Annotated in this window: 16 protein-coding genes; all 16 read right to left on the bottom strand. The window is 41.8% G+C overall.

The window, feature by feature from the left end; all coding sequences use genetic code 11:
* Window positions 1-2 precede the first annotated feature (2 nt).
* Window positions 3-1,061, bottom strand: coding sequence for an aldose epimerase family protein (locus V5M37_RS02155; RefSeq protein WP_423800548.1), 1,059 nt, complete (start codon window positions 1,059-1,061; stop codon window positions 3-5).
* 24 nt (window positions 1,062-1,085) lie between these two features.
* Entirely contained in the window at window positions 1,086-2,567 is a 1,482-nt protein-coding gene (gene galT, locus V5M37_RS02150; RefSeq protein ID WP_423800547.1) for a UDP-glucose--hexose-1-phosphate uridylyltransferase, read from the bottom strand.
* The gene (galE, locus tag V5M37_RS02145) at window positions 2,560-3,561 is read right to left on the bottom strand and encodes a UDP-glucose 4-epimerase GalE (protein ID WP_423800546.1); all 1,002 of its coding nucleotides are present in this window, start codon (window positions 3,559-3,561) and stop codon (window positions 2,560-2,562) included. The genes galT and galE overlap by 8 nt, the downstream gene beginning before the upstream one ends.
* Entirely contained in the window at window positions 3,558-4,742 is a 1,185-nt protein-coding gene (locus V5M37_RS02140) for a galactokinase (protein WP_423800545.1), read from the bottom strand. Before V5M37_RS02140 ends, galE begins: the two co-directional genes overlap by 4 nt.
* A 167-nt stretch (window positions 4,743-4,909) precedes the next feature.
* Entirely contained in the window at window positions 4,910-8,062 is a 3,153-nt protein-coding gene (ebgA, locus tag V5M37_RS02135) for a beta-galactosidase subunit alpha (protein WP_423800544.1), read from the bottom strand.
* Between the two features lie 35 nt (window positions 8,063-8,097).
* Entirely contained in the window at window positions 8,098-8,931 is an 834-nt protein-coding gene (locus tag V5M37_RS02130; protein ID WP_423800543.1) for a carbohydrate ABC transporter permease, read from the bottom strand.
* Window positions 8,931-9,797: a carbohydrate ABC transporter permease gene (locus tag V5M37_RS02125; protein ID WP_423800542.1), complete on the bottom strand. Its 867-nt coding sequence runs from the start codon at window positions 9,795-9,797 to the stop codon at window positions 8,931-8,933. The genes V5M37_RS02130 and V5M37_RS02125 overlap by 1 nt, the downstream gene beginning before the upstream one ends.
* A gap of 123 nt (window positions 9,798-9,920) precedes the next feature.
* The gene (locus V5M37_RS02120; RefSeq protein WP_423800541.1) at window positions 9,921-11,198 is read right to left on the bottom strand and encodes an ABC transporter substrate-binding protein; all 1,278 of its coding nucleotides are present in this window, start codon (window positions 11,196-11,198) and stop codon (window positions 9,921-9,923) included.
* A gap of 213 nt (window positions 11,199-11,411) precedes the next feature.
* A complete protein-coding gene (locus tag V5M37_RS02115; RefSeq protein ID WP_423800540.1) occupies window positions 11,412-12,410 on the bottom strand; it encodes a LacI family DNA-binding transcriptional regulator in 999 nt (332 codons plus the stop codon).
* A 634-nt stretch (window positions 12,411-13,044) separates the two neighbouring features.
* Window positions 13,045-14,229, bottom strand: a complete 1,185-nt coding sequence (locus tag V5M37_RS02110) for an amidohydrolase (RefSeq protein ID WP_423800539.1) — start codon at window positions 14,227-14,229, stop codon at window positions 13,045-13,047.
* A 2-nt stretch (window positions 14,230-14,231) separates the two neighbouring features.
* Window positions 14,232-15,461 (bottom strand): Zn-dependent hydrolase, encoded by a 1,230-nt coding sequence (locus tag V5M37_RS02105; RefSeq protein ID WP_423800538.1) that lies wholly within the window; start codon window positions 15,459-15,461, stop codon window positions 14,232-14,234.
* Window positions 15,462-15,476: 15 nt separating this feature from the next.
* Window positions 15,477-16,685: a hypothetical protein gene (locus V5M37_RS02100; RefSeq protein WP_423800537.1), complete on the bottom strand. Its 1,209-nt coding sequence runs from the start codon at window positions 16,683-16,685 to the stop codon at window positions 15,477-15,479.
* Between the two features lie 244 nt (window positions 16,686-16,929).
* Window positions 16,930-17,685: an NRDE family protein gene (locus V5M37_RS02095; RefSeq protein WP_423800536.1), complete on the bottom strand. Its 756-nt coding sequence runs from the start codon at window positions 17,683-17,685 to the stop codon at window positions 16,930-16,932.
* A gap of 254 nt (window positions 17,686-17,939) precedes the next feature.
* Complete coding sequence (locus V5M37_RS02090) at window positions 17,940-19,565, bottom strand: ATP-binding protein (protein ID WP_423800535.1); 1,626 nt, start codon at window positions 19,563-19,565, stop codon at window positions 17,940-17,942.
* Window positions 19,566-19,675: 110 nt separating this feature from the next.
* Window positions 19,676-21,088 carry a sensor histidine kinase gene (locus V5M37_RS02085; RefSeq protein WP_423800534.1) on the bottom strand — a complete coding sequence of 471 codons (1,413 nt, stop codon included), beginning with the start codon at window positions 21,086-21,088 and terminating at the stop codon, window positions 19,676-19,678.
* Entirely contained in the window at window positions 21,078-21,752 is a 675-nt protein-coding gene (locus V5M37_RS02080) for a response regulator transcription factor (protein WP_423800533.1), read from the bottom strand. Before V5M37_RS02080 ends, V5M37_RS02085 begins: the two co-directional genes overlap by 11 nt.
* Between the last annotated feature and the right edge of the window lie 161 nt (window positions 21,753-21,913).

Raw genomic sequence — 21,913 nt, 5'->3', positions numbered from 1 at the left:
AATCAAACTCCTATTGTATTTGAAAAAAACCGATACTTCGTTTTTGAATAGTATACTTCCTCAGGATGTAAAATCACAGTAGAAAACTCCGGATGGTGAACAGCATCTGGAAGACCTTGCGTTTCAAGACACACACCCAAATAATTCCTTGCGCGGACACCTGATATCGAAAACGGACCTTCCAGTTGATTACTGGTATAAAGGACCACACATGGCTGGTCTGTTGTCACCCTAAGAGATCTGCCGCTTTCTTTATCACTTAACATGATTGTATTTTCTCCACTTTTTTTAAAAAGAAGCGGATGATCATAGCCGTTTCCAGCAAGCACGATTTGCGGATGGGAGGACTTCATTCCTGACAACAAGAAACGCCCCTGATTAAAATCAAATGGCGTATTCTTTGATTCCAGCATTTTCCCTGTAGGAATCAAATCTAGTCCAAGTTCTAAAAAGCGGTCACTTTCCAATTGAAGGATGTGCTCAGAACAATCCCTTTTCAGATTGCCGCTTAAATTAAAATACGAATGGTTCGTTAAATTGATTAACGTCTTATGATCCGTTCGTGCTTCATAGCTGATGCTCAGCTCATTCGTATTGGATAAAAGATAGGTAACAGCAATATCCAAATTACCTGGGTATCCCTCTTCTCCGTCCATACTTCGATAGAAATACTTCATCCCGACCATATTTTCCTGTTCGATTTTTTCTGTTTTCCAAATTACTGAACTAAACCCCTTCTGCCCGCCATGCAGGTGGTTGGGATAATCATTCGCTGCCAGCAGGTACTTTTCTCCATCCAATTGAAACTGGGCATCCTTTATTCTTCCAGCCACTCTCCCAATTACTGCCCCAAAATAAGGCGACCATTCCAGGTAGTCCTCAAACCGATCAAAACCAAGGACAACATTTTCAAAATGGCCATTCCTGTCAGGAACAATAATTTTTGTAATAACGCAACCGTAGTTCAAACAAGAAACAGACATCCCAAAATCATTCGTCAATGTATACTCTATCACCAGCTCACTATCATAATTACCAAATTCCCGTTCAACTATTTTCATTGATTTACCACTCCATTTTCAAACTCAAGATATTGTTTGGATAAATCGATGAAACCCGGTTTCTCCCTCTTCATCCCGTTTAAAGACACCAGCGTCCTCTAATACTTTCAAAAACTTTTTGCCGACCTCTTCCCTAACCAAAGATTCTATGTTTGATTCGTTCGCAATTGGGGTTAATCGGTGTTTTAACTGCTCTGCCCATTCCAAATGGTAATCAGCCACTGCATTTGGCTTTCCGAGGATGTACTTTTCAACTTCGGACAGCTCATCCTTTAAACGGGCAGGCAATACAGCGAGCCCCATGGCCTCAATTAACCCAATGTTTTCCTTTTTAATATGATGAACATCGGCATGGGGGTGGAATATTCCAAGCGGATGCTCTACACTCGTCCGGTTGTTGCGAAGGACCAAGTCCAGTTCAAACAAGTTCCCTTTTTTACGGGCAATCGGTGTGATTGTATTATGAGGAGTCTCACTGGTCCAGGCGATGATACCAAGCGATTCGTCACTATAATTTTTCCACTTTGTTAAAATATGGACAGCAGCATCCGTCAGAGTGCTTATTTGCTCCGAACGGAGACGGATAACAGACATCGGCCATTTGACAACAGAGCCTTGAACATCCGGAAACCCGGCCATTTCAAAGCTCCAATCATCAGTTGCTTTCGCCATCGCAAATTCATAATTGCCGCCTTGATAATGGTCATGAGAGAGAATGGAACCGCCAACTATCGGCAAATCGGCATTGGACCCTAAGAAATAATGCGGAAACTGCTCGACAAAGGTTAACAATCTTAAAAACGTCTCTTGATTAATTTTCATATCTGAATGGGTTTCAGATATGACGATGCAATGCTCGTTATAATACACATACGGTGAATATTGCAAGTACCATTTTCTGTCCAACAGATTCACGCGGACCATGCGATGATTGGAACGGGCCGGATGGCCAATCCTCCCGGCATAGCCTTCATTTTCTATACAAAGTAGACATTTTGGATAGGCTGTTTGTTGCCTCTCGCGCTCGCGGGCAATGCTATTCGGGTCTTTTTCTGGCTTCGAAAGGTTGATCGTAATATCCAGCCTTCCGTATTCCGTCTCCGCCTTATATTCGATATTTTTCCGAATCTGCTTCATCTGGATGTAGTTACTGTTTTTGCTTAGATTATAAAAATACTGAGTCGCCGCTTCCGGACTCTGTCTATAATTTTCATAAAATTTCTGATTGAGCGTCGATGGCCGGACGATGAAACAGTTCATAATTTTACTAGTAAAAATCTCTTTTTCATCAAAAATATCTTCAATGATTCCTTTCTTGCAGGCGTAATCTACAATCTCCTCTAACACATCGGGAATCTCAAGATTTGTTTCTCCTTCACATTCCGTAAACTCATTTAATTGTAATAGCGACAGGATTTGGTTACGGGCATAGATTTCGTCATCCCTCTCGATTAAATGAACAGCCAGGGCTTTACCGATTAGTTGTTGAACAAGTTGATTAATCATCTTGTTCACCTTCATAACCATTTGGGTGATGCTGATGCCAATTCCAAGCATCGCTGATGATTTGCTTGATTGATGTTCTTCCCGGGTTCCAGCCGAGTACTAGCCGCGCTTTTTCGGATGAGGCGATTAAGGTGCTTGGGTCACCGGAACGGCGTGCCCCCAATTGAACCGGAATATCAATACCCGTAGCCTCTTTCGCCGTTTCAATAATTTCATTTACGGAAAACCCTTGGCTGGAGCCGAGGTTAAAGATATTGCTTTGTCCGTAATTTTGCAAATACTTGAGTGCTAAAATATGGGCAGCAATCAAGTCCTCGACATGGATATAATCGCGGATACAGGTTCCGTCCGATGTATCATAATCATCCCCAAAAACGGTAATCGCCGGCCGCTTTCCTAACGCCGCTTCCAATACAACCGGAATCAGGTGGGTTTCTGGATTATGGTCTTCTCCAATTTGTCCGTCACTTCTTGCTCCTGCCACATTGAAATACCTTAAGGATACATACTTCAGGTCGAATGCCTTCTCACACCATGCCATCATTTTTTCCACAGCCAGTTTGGTTTCTCCATACGTGTTAGTTGGCAGCTCCGCCACTTCTTCTGCAATCGGCATTATTTCTTGTTCTCCATAAACGGCAGCTGTCGAAGAAAATACGATATGTTTCACGCCATATTCCTTCATCATTTCAAGAACAATTTGTGTCCCATGCACATTGTTGTCAAAATACTTCAGCGGTTCCAACATCGATTCTCCAACAAGGGAGTTGGCAGCAAAATGCATAATAGCCTCTACATTTTCCTTTTCAAAAACCGTCTTCATAAACTCCCCGCTGCGGATATCACCTTTATAAAAATGGGCTTTTGGGTGAATGGCACCCAGGTGGCCGGTTTGCAGGTTATCAATCACTGCCACATCATAACCTTGGTCAATCAATTGGTACACAGCGTGCGAGCCAATATAGCCCGCCCCGCCTAAAACGAGAATACTCATTCCGCAACAGCCTCCATTTCGATTTCCTTTGCCCCCCCGCCAATGCCGGCAACATAGAAATCAGCCTTATAGCCAATCTTTTCAAAATACACCTCACCGACATTAGCGATAAAATTTCCAACCTCTTCATTAGCAACTATTGCAATCGCACATCCGCCAAACCCAGCACCTGTCATCCGAGCACCAAAGACGCCCGGCTGCTGCCATGCCGCTTCTACTAAACTATCAAGTTCAATTCCTGTCACCTCATAGTCCTCACGTAACGAGGCATGGGATTGGTTCATCAGCTGGCCAAACGCCTCCAAGTTGCCGGCTTTTAATTCTTCAAGTGCCTTTAACGTTCTTATATTTTCATAGATTGCATGCTTTGCACGCTTTCGAACCACTTCATCGGTAATAAGATGTTTGTTATCTTCAAATTCTCGTTTAGACAGCTGCCCTAACGCATCAATTGGGAGTATTTGCTGAAGCTGGCTCAGTGCCACTTCGCACTGGCCCCGGCGCTCATTGTATTTTGAGTCTGCCAACTCCCGGCGTCTGTTTGTATTCATTATGATAATTTTGTGATTTTCCAGCTTAATCGGCGCGTACTCATATTTTAAGGTCTGGCAATCTAAAAGAATTCCCCTATTTTCTTTGCCCATGCCGACAGCGAATTGGTCCATAATTCCGCTGTTAACACCAATAAATTCATTTTCCACTCGCTTGCCAATCTTAATTAACTCAAGGCGGGGAATGTCTAATTCGTACAGGCCGTTTACTAAAACTCCTGTTAGGAGCTCTATGGATGCAGATGAGGAAAGACCTGCGCCATTAGGAATATTTCCTTTAATTACACATTCAAACCCGGTCGGAATCATATAGCCAGCTTCCATAATAAAGTGGATTATTCCCTTTGGGTAGTTGGCCCAATGATGATCCTTTTCGTAATCCAGTTTGTTTAAGTTAAATTCAATCATCCCTTTATCCGGAAAATTTTCCGAGTATAAACGGACGAGCTGATCTTCCCGTTTCCGAGCAGCCGCATAGGTTCCATACGTAATGGCACACGGAAATACATGGCCGCCGTTATAGTCAGTATGTTCGCCGATTAAATTGATCCTTCCGGGAGCGAAGAATGCCCTTTCGGGTAAAGAATGAAATAATTCTTGAAATTTATTAGATAGTACTGTGATGGTCATTTCCTTTTCCTCCAGAAGCTAAGGTTTGGTTCGTAACTTCATTTTATCCCCCATAGTAAAAACAATCAATATTTTAGTAAAAATTTAACTAAAAAAATAAAAACCCTTCCTGGAGGGAAGGGTCACTTTAATTAATATTGCAATTTGGCAGATTACTAGCCTATTTGTCACACCAATTTACTTAATTCAACTGGCGATATTTCATTTTTTGAAAATGCTTTGAAACTTACTGCAAAGTGGAAATCTTTGTTTAACAGGCGATATTGTTCTAGCACTCCTGGTCCACAGCTTGCGGATCCAAGTCCCTGCTGTTTATAATCAACATTAAATGTAATGAAGTCTTCTTTAACCAAATCATAGGTATGCTTTGCCCGTTCTAAACCTTCTGTAGTGTAAAAATGTGCGCTAAAGTCAAAGCTCGGCTTCCCTGCCGCTAACAAACCGGTCCCTGAAAGATTTGTCAAGGACACCCATCTTACCTCATGACGGTTTCCATTTTCCTGTGGGACCACATAAGGAGTAAATAAACCAGCAACCGTCGAAGACCAGATACCAAACCGTGCCGCTTGTTTACTATCGGCATACGATTCACCTGGCCCCCGTCCATACCAATCCACCTGGTCAAATGGACGTTTTAATTTCATTTGTAAGCCTATTTTCGGTAATGTGGCTGATGACACACCAAATTTTTTACCGCTCACATCGACTGATACCACACCATTATTCGTGATTTGATAGGTAATGACCGTATTAAATCCCCAAGCAAGAACAGGTGGTGCAAGTCTTGATTTTACAGTAATGGTGACTACATCCTTAGCCTGAGACAATTTATAGTCAAACGATTCAATGCGGTTTTTCATTTGGTGCAGTCCATACTTTCGCCATTCTGACTCTTCTTTTTTAACGCTGAATTCTTCTAATCCCAGCCTGTCATTATCAGTCGGCGCCCGCCAAATGTTCACAGTTGGACCGCTTTCTAATAGTTCCATCCCATAAACCTTCCAAGAATTTAGGACACCAAATACACGGTCAAAGGCAAGAGAGAAGGATTCCCCCGCTACTATTAACTGATGTCCGGATTCTTCTATTAATAGCGGACTGAGGCATCGTGGATAAGCAATATCTTTATTACTCTTGACAGCCGAAGGCAGTTCGAATTGTGCCCAGGCAACTTCATGGCCCGCCTTTGCCCATTTTAGATCTTCTGCTTGAATAAATGAAATATTTAACCAATAATCTGTATTTTGACGTTTCACACTAGGCAATACAAAAGGAATTGATACTTCTTGTGAATCACGGGGTAAAATTTCAGGCATTTTCATTGTTCCATTATCAAGAATCTTACCGTCAGACTCTACCGTCCATGATAAACTAAGATGATTTAAATGAATAAAGTCATACAGATTATGAATACGAACTACACCGTTCTCGAGGGCAACTGCCTCCACGCGAACCGGCTCAATAACCTTTTTATATTCAAGCAGGGCCGGAGAAGGTGTTCTATCAGGCATAACAAGCCCATCAATAACAAAATTGGAATCATGAGGGGTCTCACCGAAATCGCCGCCATACGCAAAATACTCTTCACCATTTTTAGCAAATTGACGGATGCCATGATCCAGCCATTCCCAAACAAATCCACCTTGTAATCTATCATATTGATAAAAGAGATCAAAATATTCTTTTATCCCCCCGGGTCCATTCCCCATTGCGTGAGCATATTCACATAGAATATGCGGCTGTTTTAAATCTGTACGTCTACCCAGTCGTTTCATTATTTCATGAGGGGTGTACATAGTTGAAAACATATCAGCAGCTTCGTGCAGTCGTGTTGGATTATGATCTGATTCCGTCATGATAAAACGCGTTTCGCCTTCGTAATGTATGAGTCTGGTAGGATCCTTTTGTTTTGTCCACTTCGCCATTTGTATATGATTTTCCCCAAATCCAGATTCATTCCCTAAGGACCAGATAATAATCGATGGATGGTTTTTATCGCGCTCCACCATCCTCTTCATCCGATCAACATAGGCTTCCTTCCACTCCGGATCTTGGCTTAACTGATGAATATTGCCAATTCTATCAAAACCATGAGTTTCCAAATCTGTCTCATCTATGACATAAAGCCCATATTCGTCACATAAATCGTAAAAACGCGGATCATTTGGATAATGGGCTGTCCGAACAGCATTAATATTATGCTGCTTCATCAACTTAATATCTTTTTCAATCCAATCTATTGGAACAGCCCGGCCTAAGTCTGGATGATGATCATGTCGGTTCACACCTTTAAATAGAATCGGCACACCATTCACTTGAATCAAGCCATCCCTCAGCTCCACCTGCCTAAAACCGATTTTTGCCGGAATAACTTCGATGGCCTCACCATTTTCACCCTTTAAGGTTATCAGCAAATGGTATAAATACGGTGTTTCGGCCGTCCATTTGTTAGGGGAAGAAATCGGAATGGTGATATTTAAGCTTGATTCACCTATCCCATTCAGTACAACCTCCTGCGTTTTCTCAGTTACTTTTCGATATTCACTGTCAAGAAGTTGTACCATAAACTCATGACGATTTATCCCGTCCCTATAGGAATGAATCCATGACTCAATCCGTAATTCAGCATCTGTATAGTCTTCATCAAGAATTGTCTTTACAAAGAAATCATGCGTATACACTTTGGGCTTTGCTACCAAATAGACATCGCGGAAAATACCGCTTAGCCACCACATATCTTGGTCCTCAAGGTAGCTTCCATCCGACCATTGGTAGACCTGTACCGCAATAGTATTTTTTCCCTCTTTAACAAACGGCGTCACATCAAATTCTGAAGGAAGGCGGCTCCCCTTGCTGTAACCAACCTCTTGGCCATTGATCCAAAGATGGAATGCACTATCCACTCCCTCAAAACGCAAGAACAGACGCCCCTCCAGCATTTCTTTTGATAAATAGAAATCTCTTCGATAGGAGCCTGTTGGATTTTCTGTTGGAACATATGGCGGGTCTACAGGAAATGGATACTGTACATTGGTATAATGCGGTCTGCCGTATCCTTGCATCTGCCAGTTAGAAGGCACCTGCAAATCTGCCCAAGCACTTACATCATATTCATTTTTATAAAATTGATTCGGGGCTAGTTCAGGTGTTTCAGCATAATGAAATTTCCACATTCCATTCAACAATAAAAATCCATAAGCGCGGCCGCGCTCATAGCTGATTGCATCCTCCATATTCTTATAGGACATAAAATAAGAGCGATCTTTTATTCGATTTCTATGAAGTACAGAAAGTAATTCATAATCTTTTGTTTGTCTCATTCTGAACCTCCTGCATCTTCTTATTTAAGTGCTGCTTATTTCACCGCACTTCCTAACATACCTTGGATAAAGTGCTTTTGAAGGACTAAGAAGAAAATAATAATTGGAATAGTCGCAATCAGGATTCCGACATTAATTTGCCCATAGTCAATAATCGAACTTCCTCTAAGACTTGATAACGCGACTGGGAACGTATACATCTCCTTGGATGTCGTGACAACTAACGGCCATAAGAAGTTATTCCATTGCTGCAGGAATAAAAAAATGGACGTCGCCGCAAGCGCTGGTTTCATAGAAGGCAATACAATCCGGAAGAAAATTCTCAACTCACCAGCGCCATCCATTCTAGCTGCCTCCATTAATTCGGTTGGAAACGCCATAAAGTTTTGCCTCATTAAAAAGATCGCAAACGGCGTACAAACAGACGGCAGGATAAGCGCCAAATACGTATTCAGCATATTAAAATCCGACATCATCCGAAATTGCGGTATCAACAGTGCCTGATGAGGAATCATCATCGATAACAAAAACGCCATAAAGATAAATTTATTTCCTTTAAAGTGAAACTTTGATAATGCATATGCCGCCATGGTCGAAACAATCAGCGCCAAAATCACATAGGAAATGGACACAAAAAGGGAGTTAAACAGCACCCGCCAAATCCCAATCGATGCATTTAGATTATTTAAATTCGTTAAAAATTGATCTCCCACAACCATCGTCGGCGGATTGGAAAATATTTTACTTGTGTGATTGGTGGATCCAACAAGCATCCAATAAAAGGGGAAGATTGACATCACAATACCAATGAGCAATAGGAGAGGAAGAATCACTTTTTTAATCCGAGTGGAAGCTGTCTTTTCCTGCATTATTTTCCATCCCCTGTCGTTTTCATTTGAATGATTGAAAGAATAGCTACTAAAATCACCACTACATAGGCTATTGCAGATGCATAGCTAAAGTCATAGTACTTAAATCCATTAGAATAAATCATTAACCCAAGTGTCATCGTAGCATCCCCTGGACCACCTTTTGTCAGGTTAAACGGTTCATCGAATAACTGTAAGGTGGAAATAGTTGAGATCACAGACGTAAACACGATAATCGGTTTTAATTGTGGAATTGTAATCGAAAAGAACTGTCTGATTTTCCCAGCCCCATCAATAGATGCCGCCTCATAGGTTTCTTCCGGGATGTTTTGCATTGCTGCAAGATAAATGACCATATTATAGCCTGTCCATCTCCATGTCATTGCAAGAATAATTGAAACCCTCGCCCAAAAAGAATCTTTTAACCACGGAATGGGGTCAATCCCTATCAATGTTAAAAGCTGATTGACAATTCCTTTATCCATCAAAATGATAGAGAACAAGATGGAATAGGCTACTAACGATGTAACCGACGGCATAAAGAATGCTGTACGATAAAGTCCTTTAAACTTTAACAGTTTACTATTTAAAAATGCTGCTAATATGAGAGCTAGTATTAGCATAACTGGTACTTGGATTATGAAAATAATAAAGGTGTTAAATAACGCCCGATAAAATGTCGAATCGTGCAATAATCGGATATAGTTATCTAAACCTGCAAAAACATAGGAGCCGCCTTCTAATTTTTGAAAACTTAAAATGAAAGAGGAAATAATCGGATATATCGTAAAAAGAATGAAAAATATGACAGCTGGGGCTAAAAATAGATACGGCGTTATTTTTGCTTTATTTATTCGATTAATCATGCTGTTCAACCCCTTAAATGGTAATAAACGCTTCAGCACATTACCTCGCTAAAGTTTAAAATTGGAACTTTGGTTAATGAATAGCTTCAGCACCCGCTTGAAAAAACGGGCGCATCTGCACTTTTACTTCAATCTGTTTTCAATATTCTTCTTGGTATTTTTAATTATATCTTCTGGATTAGCCCCATTTATAACTTCCCCTAAAGCTTTGACAATTTCATCTCGAACAATCGGGTCATTTTTTGTATACGTAATGCTAGGGATTTTATCCATTTCACCAGCAAAGAAACGCCATATTTTTTGATTTCCAAAGAACTCTACTTCTTCATCAAATAGCTTCGATTCAAACACTGGGTTATACGAAGGGAAAAGCCCGCCTTTCATGGCAATTTCCTGAGCTTCGAAGCTAGTTGTAAACCATTTTAAGAATTCATACGTTTCTTTTACATTTTTACCTGTAGACGGGATGACAAATGAACTTCCTCCCTGAAGTGATGAACGTGAGCCGCCTTCTTCGAATGCAGGCAACGGCATTACTCCCCATTTTCCCTTTGTATCTGGTGCTTGCTGTTCAATGGTTCCTGTTAACCATCCGCCGGCAACTACGGATGCAGTATCAGAATTGGCAATGCTTGTAACCCATGAATCCCAGCCTGTTACACCTAACAATATCCCTTTGTCGTTTAACGCCTTCATCACTTTCATGGCTTTAATGGATGCATCACTGCCAACCGTTAATTTATTGTCTTTATCAAAATATCCTTCGGCTTGTTGATTTAACAAAATCGTATAGACATTTGAATCTGCTTGGTCAAAGGCTAACATTGCTTTACCAGTTGCTTTCTTAACTTTTTCACCTGCTGCGATGAAATCATTCCATGTTTTAATTTCTTCCGGATTTACCCCCGCTTTTTTGTATAAATCGGTTCGGTAAAAGACACCTGCCGGACCAGCATCAAATGGCATCCCATATATTTTTCCATCTTTTGATACTGCGTTAATTTTAAACTCTGGGAAATCCTTTTTATACTTGTCATATCCTAATTTACTTAAGTCTTCAAATGCGTTCGGAAAAGCTTCTAATTTACCATTAAGGTCATCATCTGATTGTAGTAAGCCATCTGGCAGGCCTTTGCCCCCAGCTTGCAAACCAGTTGTGGTTTTTTGAATAATGTCTTTTCCGCCAGTTTCAATCACATTTACTTTAAAATCAGGATGATCTTTCTGATAGATTTCTGCCGCCTTTTCAAGGACCGGCACATTAATATTGTTTGCCCAAATCGTGATGGCTCCGTCTTTCGAAGCTCCATTCTCCCCGCTGGAACCGGAGCCGGAACCGCATGCTGCAAGGAGCAGAGATAATGCTGCAACTGATGAAAATAATTTTAGCTTTATTTTCATAAAATAATCACCCCTGTTTTAGTGTTTTGTTTACTAAAAAATAGTAACATGTTTTAGTTAAAATGTAAACGCTATTTTTATCAATATTTTAGTAAATTTGTATATTTCAATTGATCGTCTATGTTTAGTTTTTTACCTTCCAAGTTTGGCTATTGTTAATCTCTTTTAAAACACACAAAAAAAAAACGAGCTGGTTTGCTCGTCTTTTTTGGTTTATTTAGCTGGAGTACTTTTGCGGAAAATCGGTGTACCTTGTATGTATACCGTTTTTGCTGTGGTTCGATTCTTAAAGAGTCTCTCGGTTATAAGATCTAATCCGGTTTCACACATCGTAGGAATATCAATATGGAATGTCGTTAACGGAGGCGACACATATTTGGTGACACTGATATTATTTATACTGAAAAAGGCGACCCTTTGAGGAATCGGAATCTGCTTTTCATTAAACGCCTGCAAGGCTCCGATTGCAAGTGGATCTGTCGCAACAACAAATGCCTCCGGAAGGTCATCCCCCATCTTCTCAATTGCTTGCAATGCAATCTGATAGCCATTTTTTACTGTACTAGAAGGAACAATTAATATATCTTCTTCTCTTAATTTATTTCTTTCCCTTTGATAGTTCCGAAAGGTGATTTCCCTTAATTGTGGAATTGGTTCTTTCGTTTCAACGTCATAGTCCATTGCTCCAATAAAACCAATCCGTTCATAGCCGCATTCTTCAAAAAATTGAATCATATATTCTGTCATCAGTTTTAAATCTGGGAGCACCGAATCCAAATTCTGCGGATCCCTGCTTGTATTTAAAAACACACCATGGGGTGTAATTTCTTCCAAATACTTTATTTCTCGATCCGTTAATTTTCCGATCGCGATAAAAGCCGATGAATTTTTATCAATTTTCTCAATACCATCTTTTTGATGGTATCGTATTAATTCTATTTTCCTTTGTTCTGCCTGCTTTTCTAACTCTGTACGAATTCCCTTAAAATAAACATCCTCAAGCTCTTCCTCATTAGATATCCAATATAAAAAAGCAACATTATTCAATTGAGTTATCCCTTGTTTTTTCTTATAGCCCATCTCTTCCGCAATCGCTTTTATTTTCTCCCGTGTATCATCACTTACTGATAAATTGTTATCATTATTAAGAACTCTTGAAACGGTTGTGATTGAATATCCTGATTTTTTGGCAATATCCCTAATGGTTGCCATTCTCTTCCACCCCCTCTTCTTCGCTCCATTTTTATTTTATCCAAATGAGCTAGCAAAGTAAATAAGTTTACTAAACGTTTTATTCACGAATCATACTAAGTCGCGGGATTTTTATCACAGCCTTTTTGAAAATTTCCATTCTCCTATTTTAACGGTTTATCTCCTTATCCGCCATGTTCTTAATAAAATTCAATCAAACGTTTGATTAATTTTTCCTTTCAACCTAAAATATCCAATCATACGTTTGATTAGTTTTTTAATTAAAGGCTCTGTTATTATACCGAACGTTGATTTCACTGTGTTTGAAAAATAAACGGTAAAGTTCCGTTTAAATTGGGAAATACCCATATTACCTTAAAAATAAAGGAAGTTTTTCCGCTTATATTATCCAAATCTTTGGGTTTTGTCTTATTTAGAGCAGTTAATCGGAATATCTTCGCTTATATCTGCTTCTTAAGCTTCTTCTTTATACATTAGCCGGAAATTCTCCGCCTATGAATTACATAACTAAACGGATATCAACAATGAATAATAACAGAGCCTAAATAAAAAAGGTGTCAGGCACCCTCCGTGGACAAAATCCCATTTTGTCCATGAAGGGTGCCTGACACCTTTCCTCATTTTATTCCATTTCCTATGCTTTCTTTTCGTTCAAATATGCCCATGCATATTGTGCGTAAAGTTCGGCGCCGGTTGCAAGGGCGTCTTCGTCGATGTTGAATTTGCCATGGTGGTGGGCCCATTGTGTGTCTTTTTCAGGGTTGCCGCAGCCTACAAGAGCAAAGCTGCCAGGGGCCTCCATCATGTATTCACTAAAGTCTTCACCGCCCATGGTTGGCTTTTCGAAGTAGATGGCCTCCTCGCCAAACGCTTCGGAAGCTGTCTTTTGAACAAGCTTTGCACTGTACTCATCGTTGTTGACTGCTTGGGTGCCGTGAACATAGTCGACCTTTGCCGTTGCCCCGTAAATGGCAGCCACTTGTTCCGCATATTGCTTCAGCTGGGTTTCAATATGGTCTCTTACTGCCGGATCAAAACAGCGGACCGTTCCCTCAATGTACGCATTTTCAGCAATTACGTTAAACCGCGTCCCGACGACCATTTTTCCAACCGTTAGAACGGCTGGTTGCTGCGGATCGACGGTACGTGAGACCACAGATTGCACATTCATCACAAAGGAGGAAGCCACAACCGCTGCATCAATACAAGCTTGTGGAATTGCTCCATGACCGCCTCTGCCTTTAAAAGTGACGGTAAATAGGTCTGCGGACGCAAAGGATGGACCAGGATTGCAGGAAACCTTTCCTGTTGGCATCTGTGACCAGATATGGATGCCGAAAACATTATCGACCCCATCCATCGCCCCTTGCTTCACCATTCCTTTCGCACCTGTCGCCACTTCCTCGGCCGGCTGATAAATCAAACGGACATTTCCGGGCAGTTCTTCTTTTATATCATTCAGAGCCTTGGCGGCAATCAATAGCATCGCAGTATGAGCATCATGGCCGCAAGCATGCATTTTGCCATCTTCTTGGGACGCATACGGAAGTTCCTTATTTAATTCCTCCACTGTCAAGGCATCCATATCCCCCCGCAGCCCCACGGTTTTACCAGGCTTCCCGCCTTTAATCGTAGCAATGACTCCCGTTGGCTCTGTCTTCCGGTACGGGATCCCAAGATTCTCAAGATACTCACAAATAAAGGCGGTTGTCTTATATTCCTCCCAGGACAATTCCGGTTCACGGTGAAACTTTCTGCGTAATTCTATTAATTCTTCGTTATATTTTTGAATCGCTTCTTTAATTTTTGCATGAATCATATCTATTCTGCCTCCGTTAACGTTTTTGCTGCTTCGTATAGAATCTCAACGGCATTTGCGATATCCTTAACACTCGACCACTCTTCCGGACAATGGCTAAGCCCGTCCTTACTAGGAATAAACAGCATCGCCACGTCGGTCACATCAGAAAGGACCATTGCATCATGGCCCGCACCGCTGTTGATTGAGCAATAGGAAAGGTTCCGTTCGCTACATTTCTGTTTTAAAAGAGAGACAATCTCTTGATTCATCACTTTCGGCGGCATGTATAATTGCTGCTGTACTGTCGTCTTAATTCCATGGCCATTATAGGACTTTACCCATTCCGTTACTTTCTCGACCGCATCAAGGACGCGTTCTTCTTTTCCGGAACGGATATCGACGGTAAAAACAACCTTATCAGGAATCACATTCGCCCCGTTCGGCCAAACGTTAAGACGGCCGGTGGTTATGACTGTTCCATCCCCTTCCTCGCAAGCGAATTCCGGGAATTTAGCAATCATTTGTGCAGCAGCTACTAAGGCGTCTGCCCTTCGGTCCATTGGGGTGGTTCCCGCATGCCCTGCACGACCTTCAACCGTTACTTCCAATTGGGTTAATCCGACAATGGCTTCGACCATGCCAATCGGAATGCCCTTTTCTTCAAGGATTGGCCCCTGTTCGATATGCAGTTCCAAAAAGACCTTCAGCGTTTTTGGATCCCTTTTTTTCGGCAGAGTCGGGTCAAGGCCAATTTCCGTCATCGCTTCTACAGTGGTCTTCCCGTCTTTGTCGGTAATCTTGGAAAATTCTTCCTCTGTCAGCAAGCCAGTTATCCCTCTCGACCCCATCAGACCGCCGCCAAATCTAGAACCCTCTTCTTCTATCAGGGCGATCACTTCCAATGGGTATTTGGGTGTCAGATTATTTTTCGAAAAAAGACCGGCCACCTCAAGTCCTGCCACTACTCCGGCAGGACCGTCATAGGACCCGCCGTTCGGTACGGAATCAAAGTGGGAACCGACCAAGACACTAGGTGCATCCTTTAACGTCCCTTCGAGTTTACCAAAAATATTGCCTAGACCATCTTCACGAACCTCTAGTCCATATTCCTTCATGATTTCTTTAATATAATTCCGAGCCTGCAAGTCCTCTTTGCTATAAGTCAGCCGGGTCGTCCCTTTTCCCGGTGTGGCAGTGAATTGGCTCAAGACTTCTATATGTTTTTCGATTCTCTGCTGTAAATCGCTCAATGTTTTCCCCTCCAATTACTTCAAGAAACCAACAAAGATACCCGCTAAAACAACCGATACAATTGTCACTGTGATGAAACCACCCACTAGCATTGGCGGCAGCATTTGGTTTGTCAGCATTTCTCTTTCTTTCTCGTCATCCGTTAACGATTTGATTACCTCATTGGTAATGATATAGTCAGCCGGAAATCCGTATAAAGCAGTCAGAGAAACGGCAAACGCCATATTTTTGCTCACCTTCAAAATCTTGCCGGCGATAAATGAAAAGATATACATACCGATGACCGCTAAAATGATAGTTCCCACCAATGGGAATAAAATTTCCAACATCATGCTTGGTGTCGCTTGCTTTAGGCCGTCAAAAACAAACAACATCAACGCCATAATGGCTAGACCAAAACCATTGGCTTTTTGCAGAACTTGCTTTTCCAAAAATCCTACACTTGAGGCGATGACCCCAAACAATAAACAAAGAACAAACGGGCTGATGGAAACAACCGGCGCGGCTAGCGTTGAAACAAGATAAGCAAGGTAAGCAACTAGCGCAAGTCTAAAGAACTTAAAGAAATCGGTGTTGTATTTATCAGGTAAATTTTTAAACAGCTTAAGCTCTGGTTTTGCAATTGCGGAAGCGGCTACCTCTGCAGCAGCATTTTCCTGTTCCTTAACTGCGGCAATTTCCCCGCTGCGGTACTGCTTCAAAAGCCTTTTTCCCTCTTTCTTTAACACGATTGAGGTGATTGGATAACCTGCAAACCCCTGAATAACATAGATAACAATGGCAAAAACGGATAGTGTTGCAAGGCCTGCTTCCTTTGCTCCCTCTGACATGATCAATGCAGAAACCACCCCGCCCACTAATGGCGGAATCGCAACAACGACTGTCTGAAAACCAAAAATAAGGCTGCCAACGGTCATCAACACAGCAATAATGCCTAGGATTCCTGATAGGGCGATAACAATCGTTTTCCACTGATTCTTCAATTCACGAAGGGATAGCAATGTGCCCATATTGGTGATGAGTAAATACATCATCATCGTGGCCACAACGGGCGGTACACCGGAAATGGCTACGATATCTTTTGGAAAAAAGGTCCAATAACCGATCAGGAATAACACAGCACTGACAAATATCGATGGGATCCACGCCTTCGTCCGTACTGCAACAAGGTCTCCTACTAATAAAATGAATACTACTATGACTAAGGCTAGCATTTGTGACATAAAATCACTTCACTTTCTCTAAGATGGAATATTAATATTTCGCGTTGCTAAATTATTGTTATTAATAGAATAATAATATAATTTTATTTTTCAGTCAATTTATAATTTTTCCATTTTTCAAGTAACCGTTTTCAAAGCATTTACCCAATTACCTGCAAATTAATTGTTATTTTAGTAGTTTTATAAAATTATTCCAAAATATTTATAACCAAAAAAAAATACAGCAGATGCTTGATCCGCTGTATTAATAGGAGATGATATATATTTGATCATTGGTACCTTCAATTGAAAAAACTCGTTCTATATATTTGATTCCATTATTGTACATAAGCATAACCGTCGAACTTCTTGTCCCGTAATTCCCACTTTTGATAAACATAGGTGAAAGCATTCTTTCCATCTCTAATGACACGCCCGTATTCGGCAGTCGTTCATCCGGAGCAGGATCTGCATTATTGAGGAGAGTCATAAGCTGCTCTTCGAGGTCCTTTGAGTCTTCGGTTACGATGTTTGACAGGCCTTCCTTCCCTGTTATCACCTTCGGCCACTCGGTATTAAGAAGATGGTTACTGACCCCATAAATGCCCGGCTCAAGCTTTTGAAGCTCTTGTCCAATGTTAGAATAATAATAAAGCCCCTCGGTATCTCCAGCCAGCAAGTTGTAGCCGGGATACTGCTCCTTTGTTTCCGACAGCTTTTGCATGTAGCTTTCAATGGTCCCATTATAATTCAAGGCATCGGCCACCAGTTCCCCCCGTGACCGTTTTCCCTCGGCAACCTCTTTTGGATTACGATAGTTGGTCAATGCGGCAAACCGCCCTCCCCGGGTAACGCCCATCCAAGTTCCCATTTTCTCCAGGTCCCTTCCGGCAAGGATATCCGGCTCATCTTTCCAAAAATGGGCAGGGGCAGTCGGTCTTTTATAAAACTCATCTCGATTGGCAGCCACAATCAACTGATGCTTAGGGTGGACTTTATACGCAAAAAGAATTAAACACACGAATCATCACAGCCTTTTTGAAAAATTTCCCTTCTACTATTTTAACGGTTTATCACCTTATCCGCCATGTTCTTGATAAAACTCAATTAAACGTTTGATTAGTTTCGCAAAGCCTTATGTATCAAGTATTCCGGCGTTTCAATCAAACGTTTGGTTAGTTTTTTTCTCTCTTTCCCAAGTTTTAATCAAACGTTTAATTAGTTTTTCCCACAAAAAAGAGACTTCCTGAATAGACAGTCCCTTATACCAATCTTTTATTCTGCCAGCGGCAGTTTAATTACCACTACTGTTCCTTCGTTTTGTTTGCTTGAGTACGAAATACTTCCTTTATGCTGCTTGATGATCTTGTGGCAAATCATGACACCAAGTCCGGTTCCTTTTTCTTTTAAACTATAAAACGGTTCACCTAACCGCGGCAAAAGCTCTTCCGGGATCCCGCAGCCATGGTCCCTGATTTGGACAATACATTCGTCGTCATCCCCTTTACGGAGATAAATCTCGATATTACCGCCCTGGGGCATTGCCTCCATGGCGTTTTTTAAAATGTTCAGGAATACCTGCTTCAATTGGTTTTTCTCACAAATAATCGGGAACGGTGCTTCCTCGAACAAAGTGTTCATTTGAATACCGTTCATAAGGGCCTGAGGAGATAGAAATTCAATCGTATTTTCAATCAATTCCCGTAAATCTGCCTGGCTGAGTTTGACCGCCTGCGGTTTACCTAACGAAAGCATCTCGCTTGTAATCGTTTCAATCCGTTCAAGTTCACCCAGCAGCAAATCACTATATTCAAGATTATTGTTACCAGCCTTATAAAGCTGAACAAAGCCCTTAATGGTCGTAAGGGGATTCCGTATTTCGTGGGCTACCCCTGCAGCCAGCTCTCCAACAATTGAAAGCTTCTCGGATTGCAAGAGAATCTCTTCGGCCTTTTTCCGTTCTGAAATATCCCTGCTGACAATGACAAGGTGCTCGATTAAATTATTTTTTCCTCTAACAGGCATACAGCGGGATTCAAACTCAATCCAGCGGCCGTCCTTGTGAAGGAAACGGACCTCCATTGACTGTGCTTCTTCTTTTTCAAACAGCCTTTGGACGTTTTTTCTAAAAAATCCAACATCATCAGGATGAATGAAATGGCAGAGTTCTTTCCCTTCCAATTCTGAAAGCTGATATCCCAGGACTAGCTCATGTGACGGGGAAAAATAAGTAATCGAGTGATCCTTCCACATTACTTTGATTAGGTCCGATGTATTTTCGGCAATCAGCCGATACTTTGCTTCGCTTTCTTCGATCATCTTATACGTTTCTGCCAATCTATTATTTAATCGATAAAGCTTCAGATAGGATTCAATCAGGATCACACCCGAAATGACCCCCAGCATCACGAACAGAACATATTGAAGATGAAACAAGGGCTTATCTCGAAAAATATGAAATAGGATTGGTACATCTATGACATAAATAACAGCATAAATGACAAATAATATAGCGCTTTTTTTCACTGCAGAAAAGCGGGCTATAAACAAATGGCTGATGCAAAAACCTGCCATAATGATAAGCCAGCCAATGACAGGTGTAACCCACTGCCCTCCAGCCATCAGTCTTGCGGTTAATGAAAAAACGGCCGTAACCAATCCGCCGATCGGCCCCAGATAAGCAAAACTGATAATAACAGCAGCATAGCGGATATCGTAAACGTAGCCATTCTGATGGATTGAAATTGCAACAAGAATAGCCGCTACAATTCCCGCATAAAGACCATATAGTATAGTTCTATGCTTCACCTGTTTCATGATATTAAACGATTGAAGCACCAAAGGGATACATACAAGGACAGAAAAAAGTGACAGATTAACAATGTAATCTAATAGAACCAACGGACTCCCACCTAAAAACTAGTATATTCATATCATAAACCAGACTGTCTTTCATTGGAATAGTTACCTTTAGGTGGAATTTTCCAATAAATGAATAATCTCCAAATGCATTAGCCAGCCAATTTGATGCCTTGAGGAATCTGGATGATAAAGCGGCTTCCTTTTCCCAGTTCACTGTCGACTTTTATGGTCCCGCTGTGGGTTTCCACAATCCATTTGGCAATCGAGAGCCCCAAGCCATGCCCTTCTGTTTTCCGAGTCCTCGATTTATCAGCCCGGTAAAAGCGCTCAAAAATATGGGGGATATCTTCCTTTATGATTCCTATCCCTGTGTCCTCGACGACCATTCGCAGCTCCTGCCCGTCCTTTTCAAGACGGAGATGGACTTCCCCGCCGTTTGGGGTGTATTTAATGGCGTTGTCCAATAATATATATAAAAGCTGTGATAGTCTGTGCGGGTCGCCAATGCTATTCAAGGTTTCCGGCGCACTCAGCGTAAAAATGATCTGTTTGGAAGCGGCAAGGGCTCCAACAGATTCGATGGCTTTATCAGCAAGCAGCCGGAAATCAAATTGCTCTGCCCGTAATTCAATCGTATTCGAGTCCAATCGGGCCAATGTTAGCAGGTCACTGACCAAATGATTCATCCGCTTGACTTCCTGCCGCATGTTCGCGAGGACCCTGTCTAGAAAAGCCTCCCTCTGTGGTTCGATGGTCATTTCCATGGCATCAATTGAAGACAGCAGGACGCTTAAAGGAGTCCGCAGCTCGTGGGAGGCATCCGCGGTAAACTCCTGCTGCCTTGTAAAGGCTCTGCTGATAGGCACCATGGCTTTTTTTGACATATTTGCACTGATTAAGAGGGCTACCCCGATAAAAACAAACCCTAAGACAACAAACACAATCAGCAGCAAGTAGAACATCTGATAGGCAAATGAAATGTCTTTTCCTATATAAAGCTGGCCCACAAGCTGGCCTTTCACATAAATAGGCTGGCTGGCAGTGAGAAGACGGACATCCTGGGGCTCCTGAGAAGGGCGGAATTCCCCCGGCTTTCCCCTTCCCCGGGGATTACCTTCCACATGCAGTTTTACATGACGGATCTCGGCCATCTTTTGAAACTTACCGCTCACCATTCGAAGCAGGTCAGGGTGAAGCCGGTAATCCGTTTCATTTCCCATGATGATATCTCCTTTTGAGTCAACTACATAATAAAAGGATTGTCCGGCACCGGCAAATACGATTTCTTGATTCTGAATTCCCTGGAGACTGTTTTTTCCATTTTCCCATAAATAATTCTCTATATACGCAGCTTCCTGCTTCACCAATGTTTGCAGATCTCGTTCCTGCGTTTTTAAAATGACGAGATAAAGAACGGAAAACACGATGACAATAAAGATGGCAAGAAATAGAACTAACAGCCCGCTATATATCCGTGCCAATTTCCCTTGTGTTTTCTTAAAGACATTCTTCTCGTTTCGGTTGGTAAAAAGGCGGAAAAATGAAAGGATATTAGTGTACAAGCTTATAACCTACCCCTCTTACGCTTTGCAGCAGCTCCTGTTTTCCAATCGGATCAAGCTTCTTACGGATTAACTTCACGGTGGCATCAATCGTTTTTGGCGCGACATCCGCATCAAAACCCCAAATCCGTTCCAAAATGACCTCGCGTGGCAGGACCTGTCCCTTGTTTTGCACGAGCAGATCCAAAAGCTGAAATTCGCGGGGGCTGAGCTGGATTTCCCCGTCCTGTGTGCGGACGGTATGACTGTTTCGGTTCAGGACCAAATCTTGAATCCGGGTTTCCTCTTCCAGTATTGGCGCATAGTTGCGACGAGATAGGGCCCGCAGCCTGGCTAAAAGCTCATCAATTTCAAATGGCTTCACCAAATAATCATCGGCGCCGGAATCCAGGCCTTCAATCCGGTCCTGAACGGAATCTTTTGCCGTTAACATCAAAATGGCGCCCGGATAGCCTTGTTTGCGAAGACGGCGGCAAACCTCGACTCCGTCGCCGTTCGGCATCATCCAATCCAGTATTAACACATCATAGTGGGTGGCGGTAGCATAATATAACGCATCCTCCCCTTCCTGGACCCACTCGACTTTGACGCTGGCCTTTTTTTCTAACATATAGACAACTAGTTCTCCTAGATTAAAATCATCTTCAGCTAATAAAATTCTCATTAGTAATAAGAGCCCCTTTCGAGTTTGATAGGACGCAAATTTCTACAGCTTGAATCTACTATCGGAACCTTAACTTTTACTTAAAATCGAGTAAGGGCTTTTTTGCATTGCGACATAAAAAAGAAGCACCCGGACTGTCTAAAGCCGAAGGTGCTTCTTTC

The organism is Neobacillus sp. SAB-20_R2A (assembly GCF_049568635.1).
Classification (GTDB): domain Bacteria; phylum Bacillota; class Bacilli; order Bacillales; family Cytobacillaceae; genus Neobacillus; species Neobacillus citreus.
This window is presented reverse-complemented; position numbering and strand designations above follow the sequence as displayed.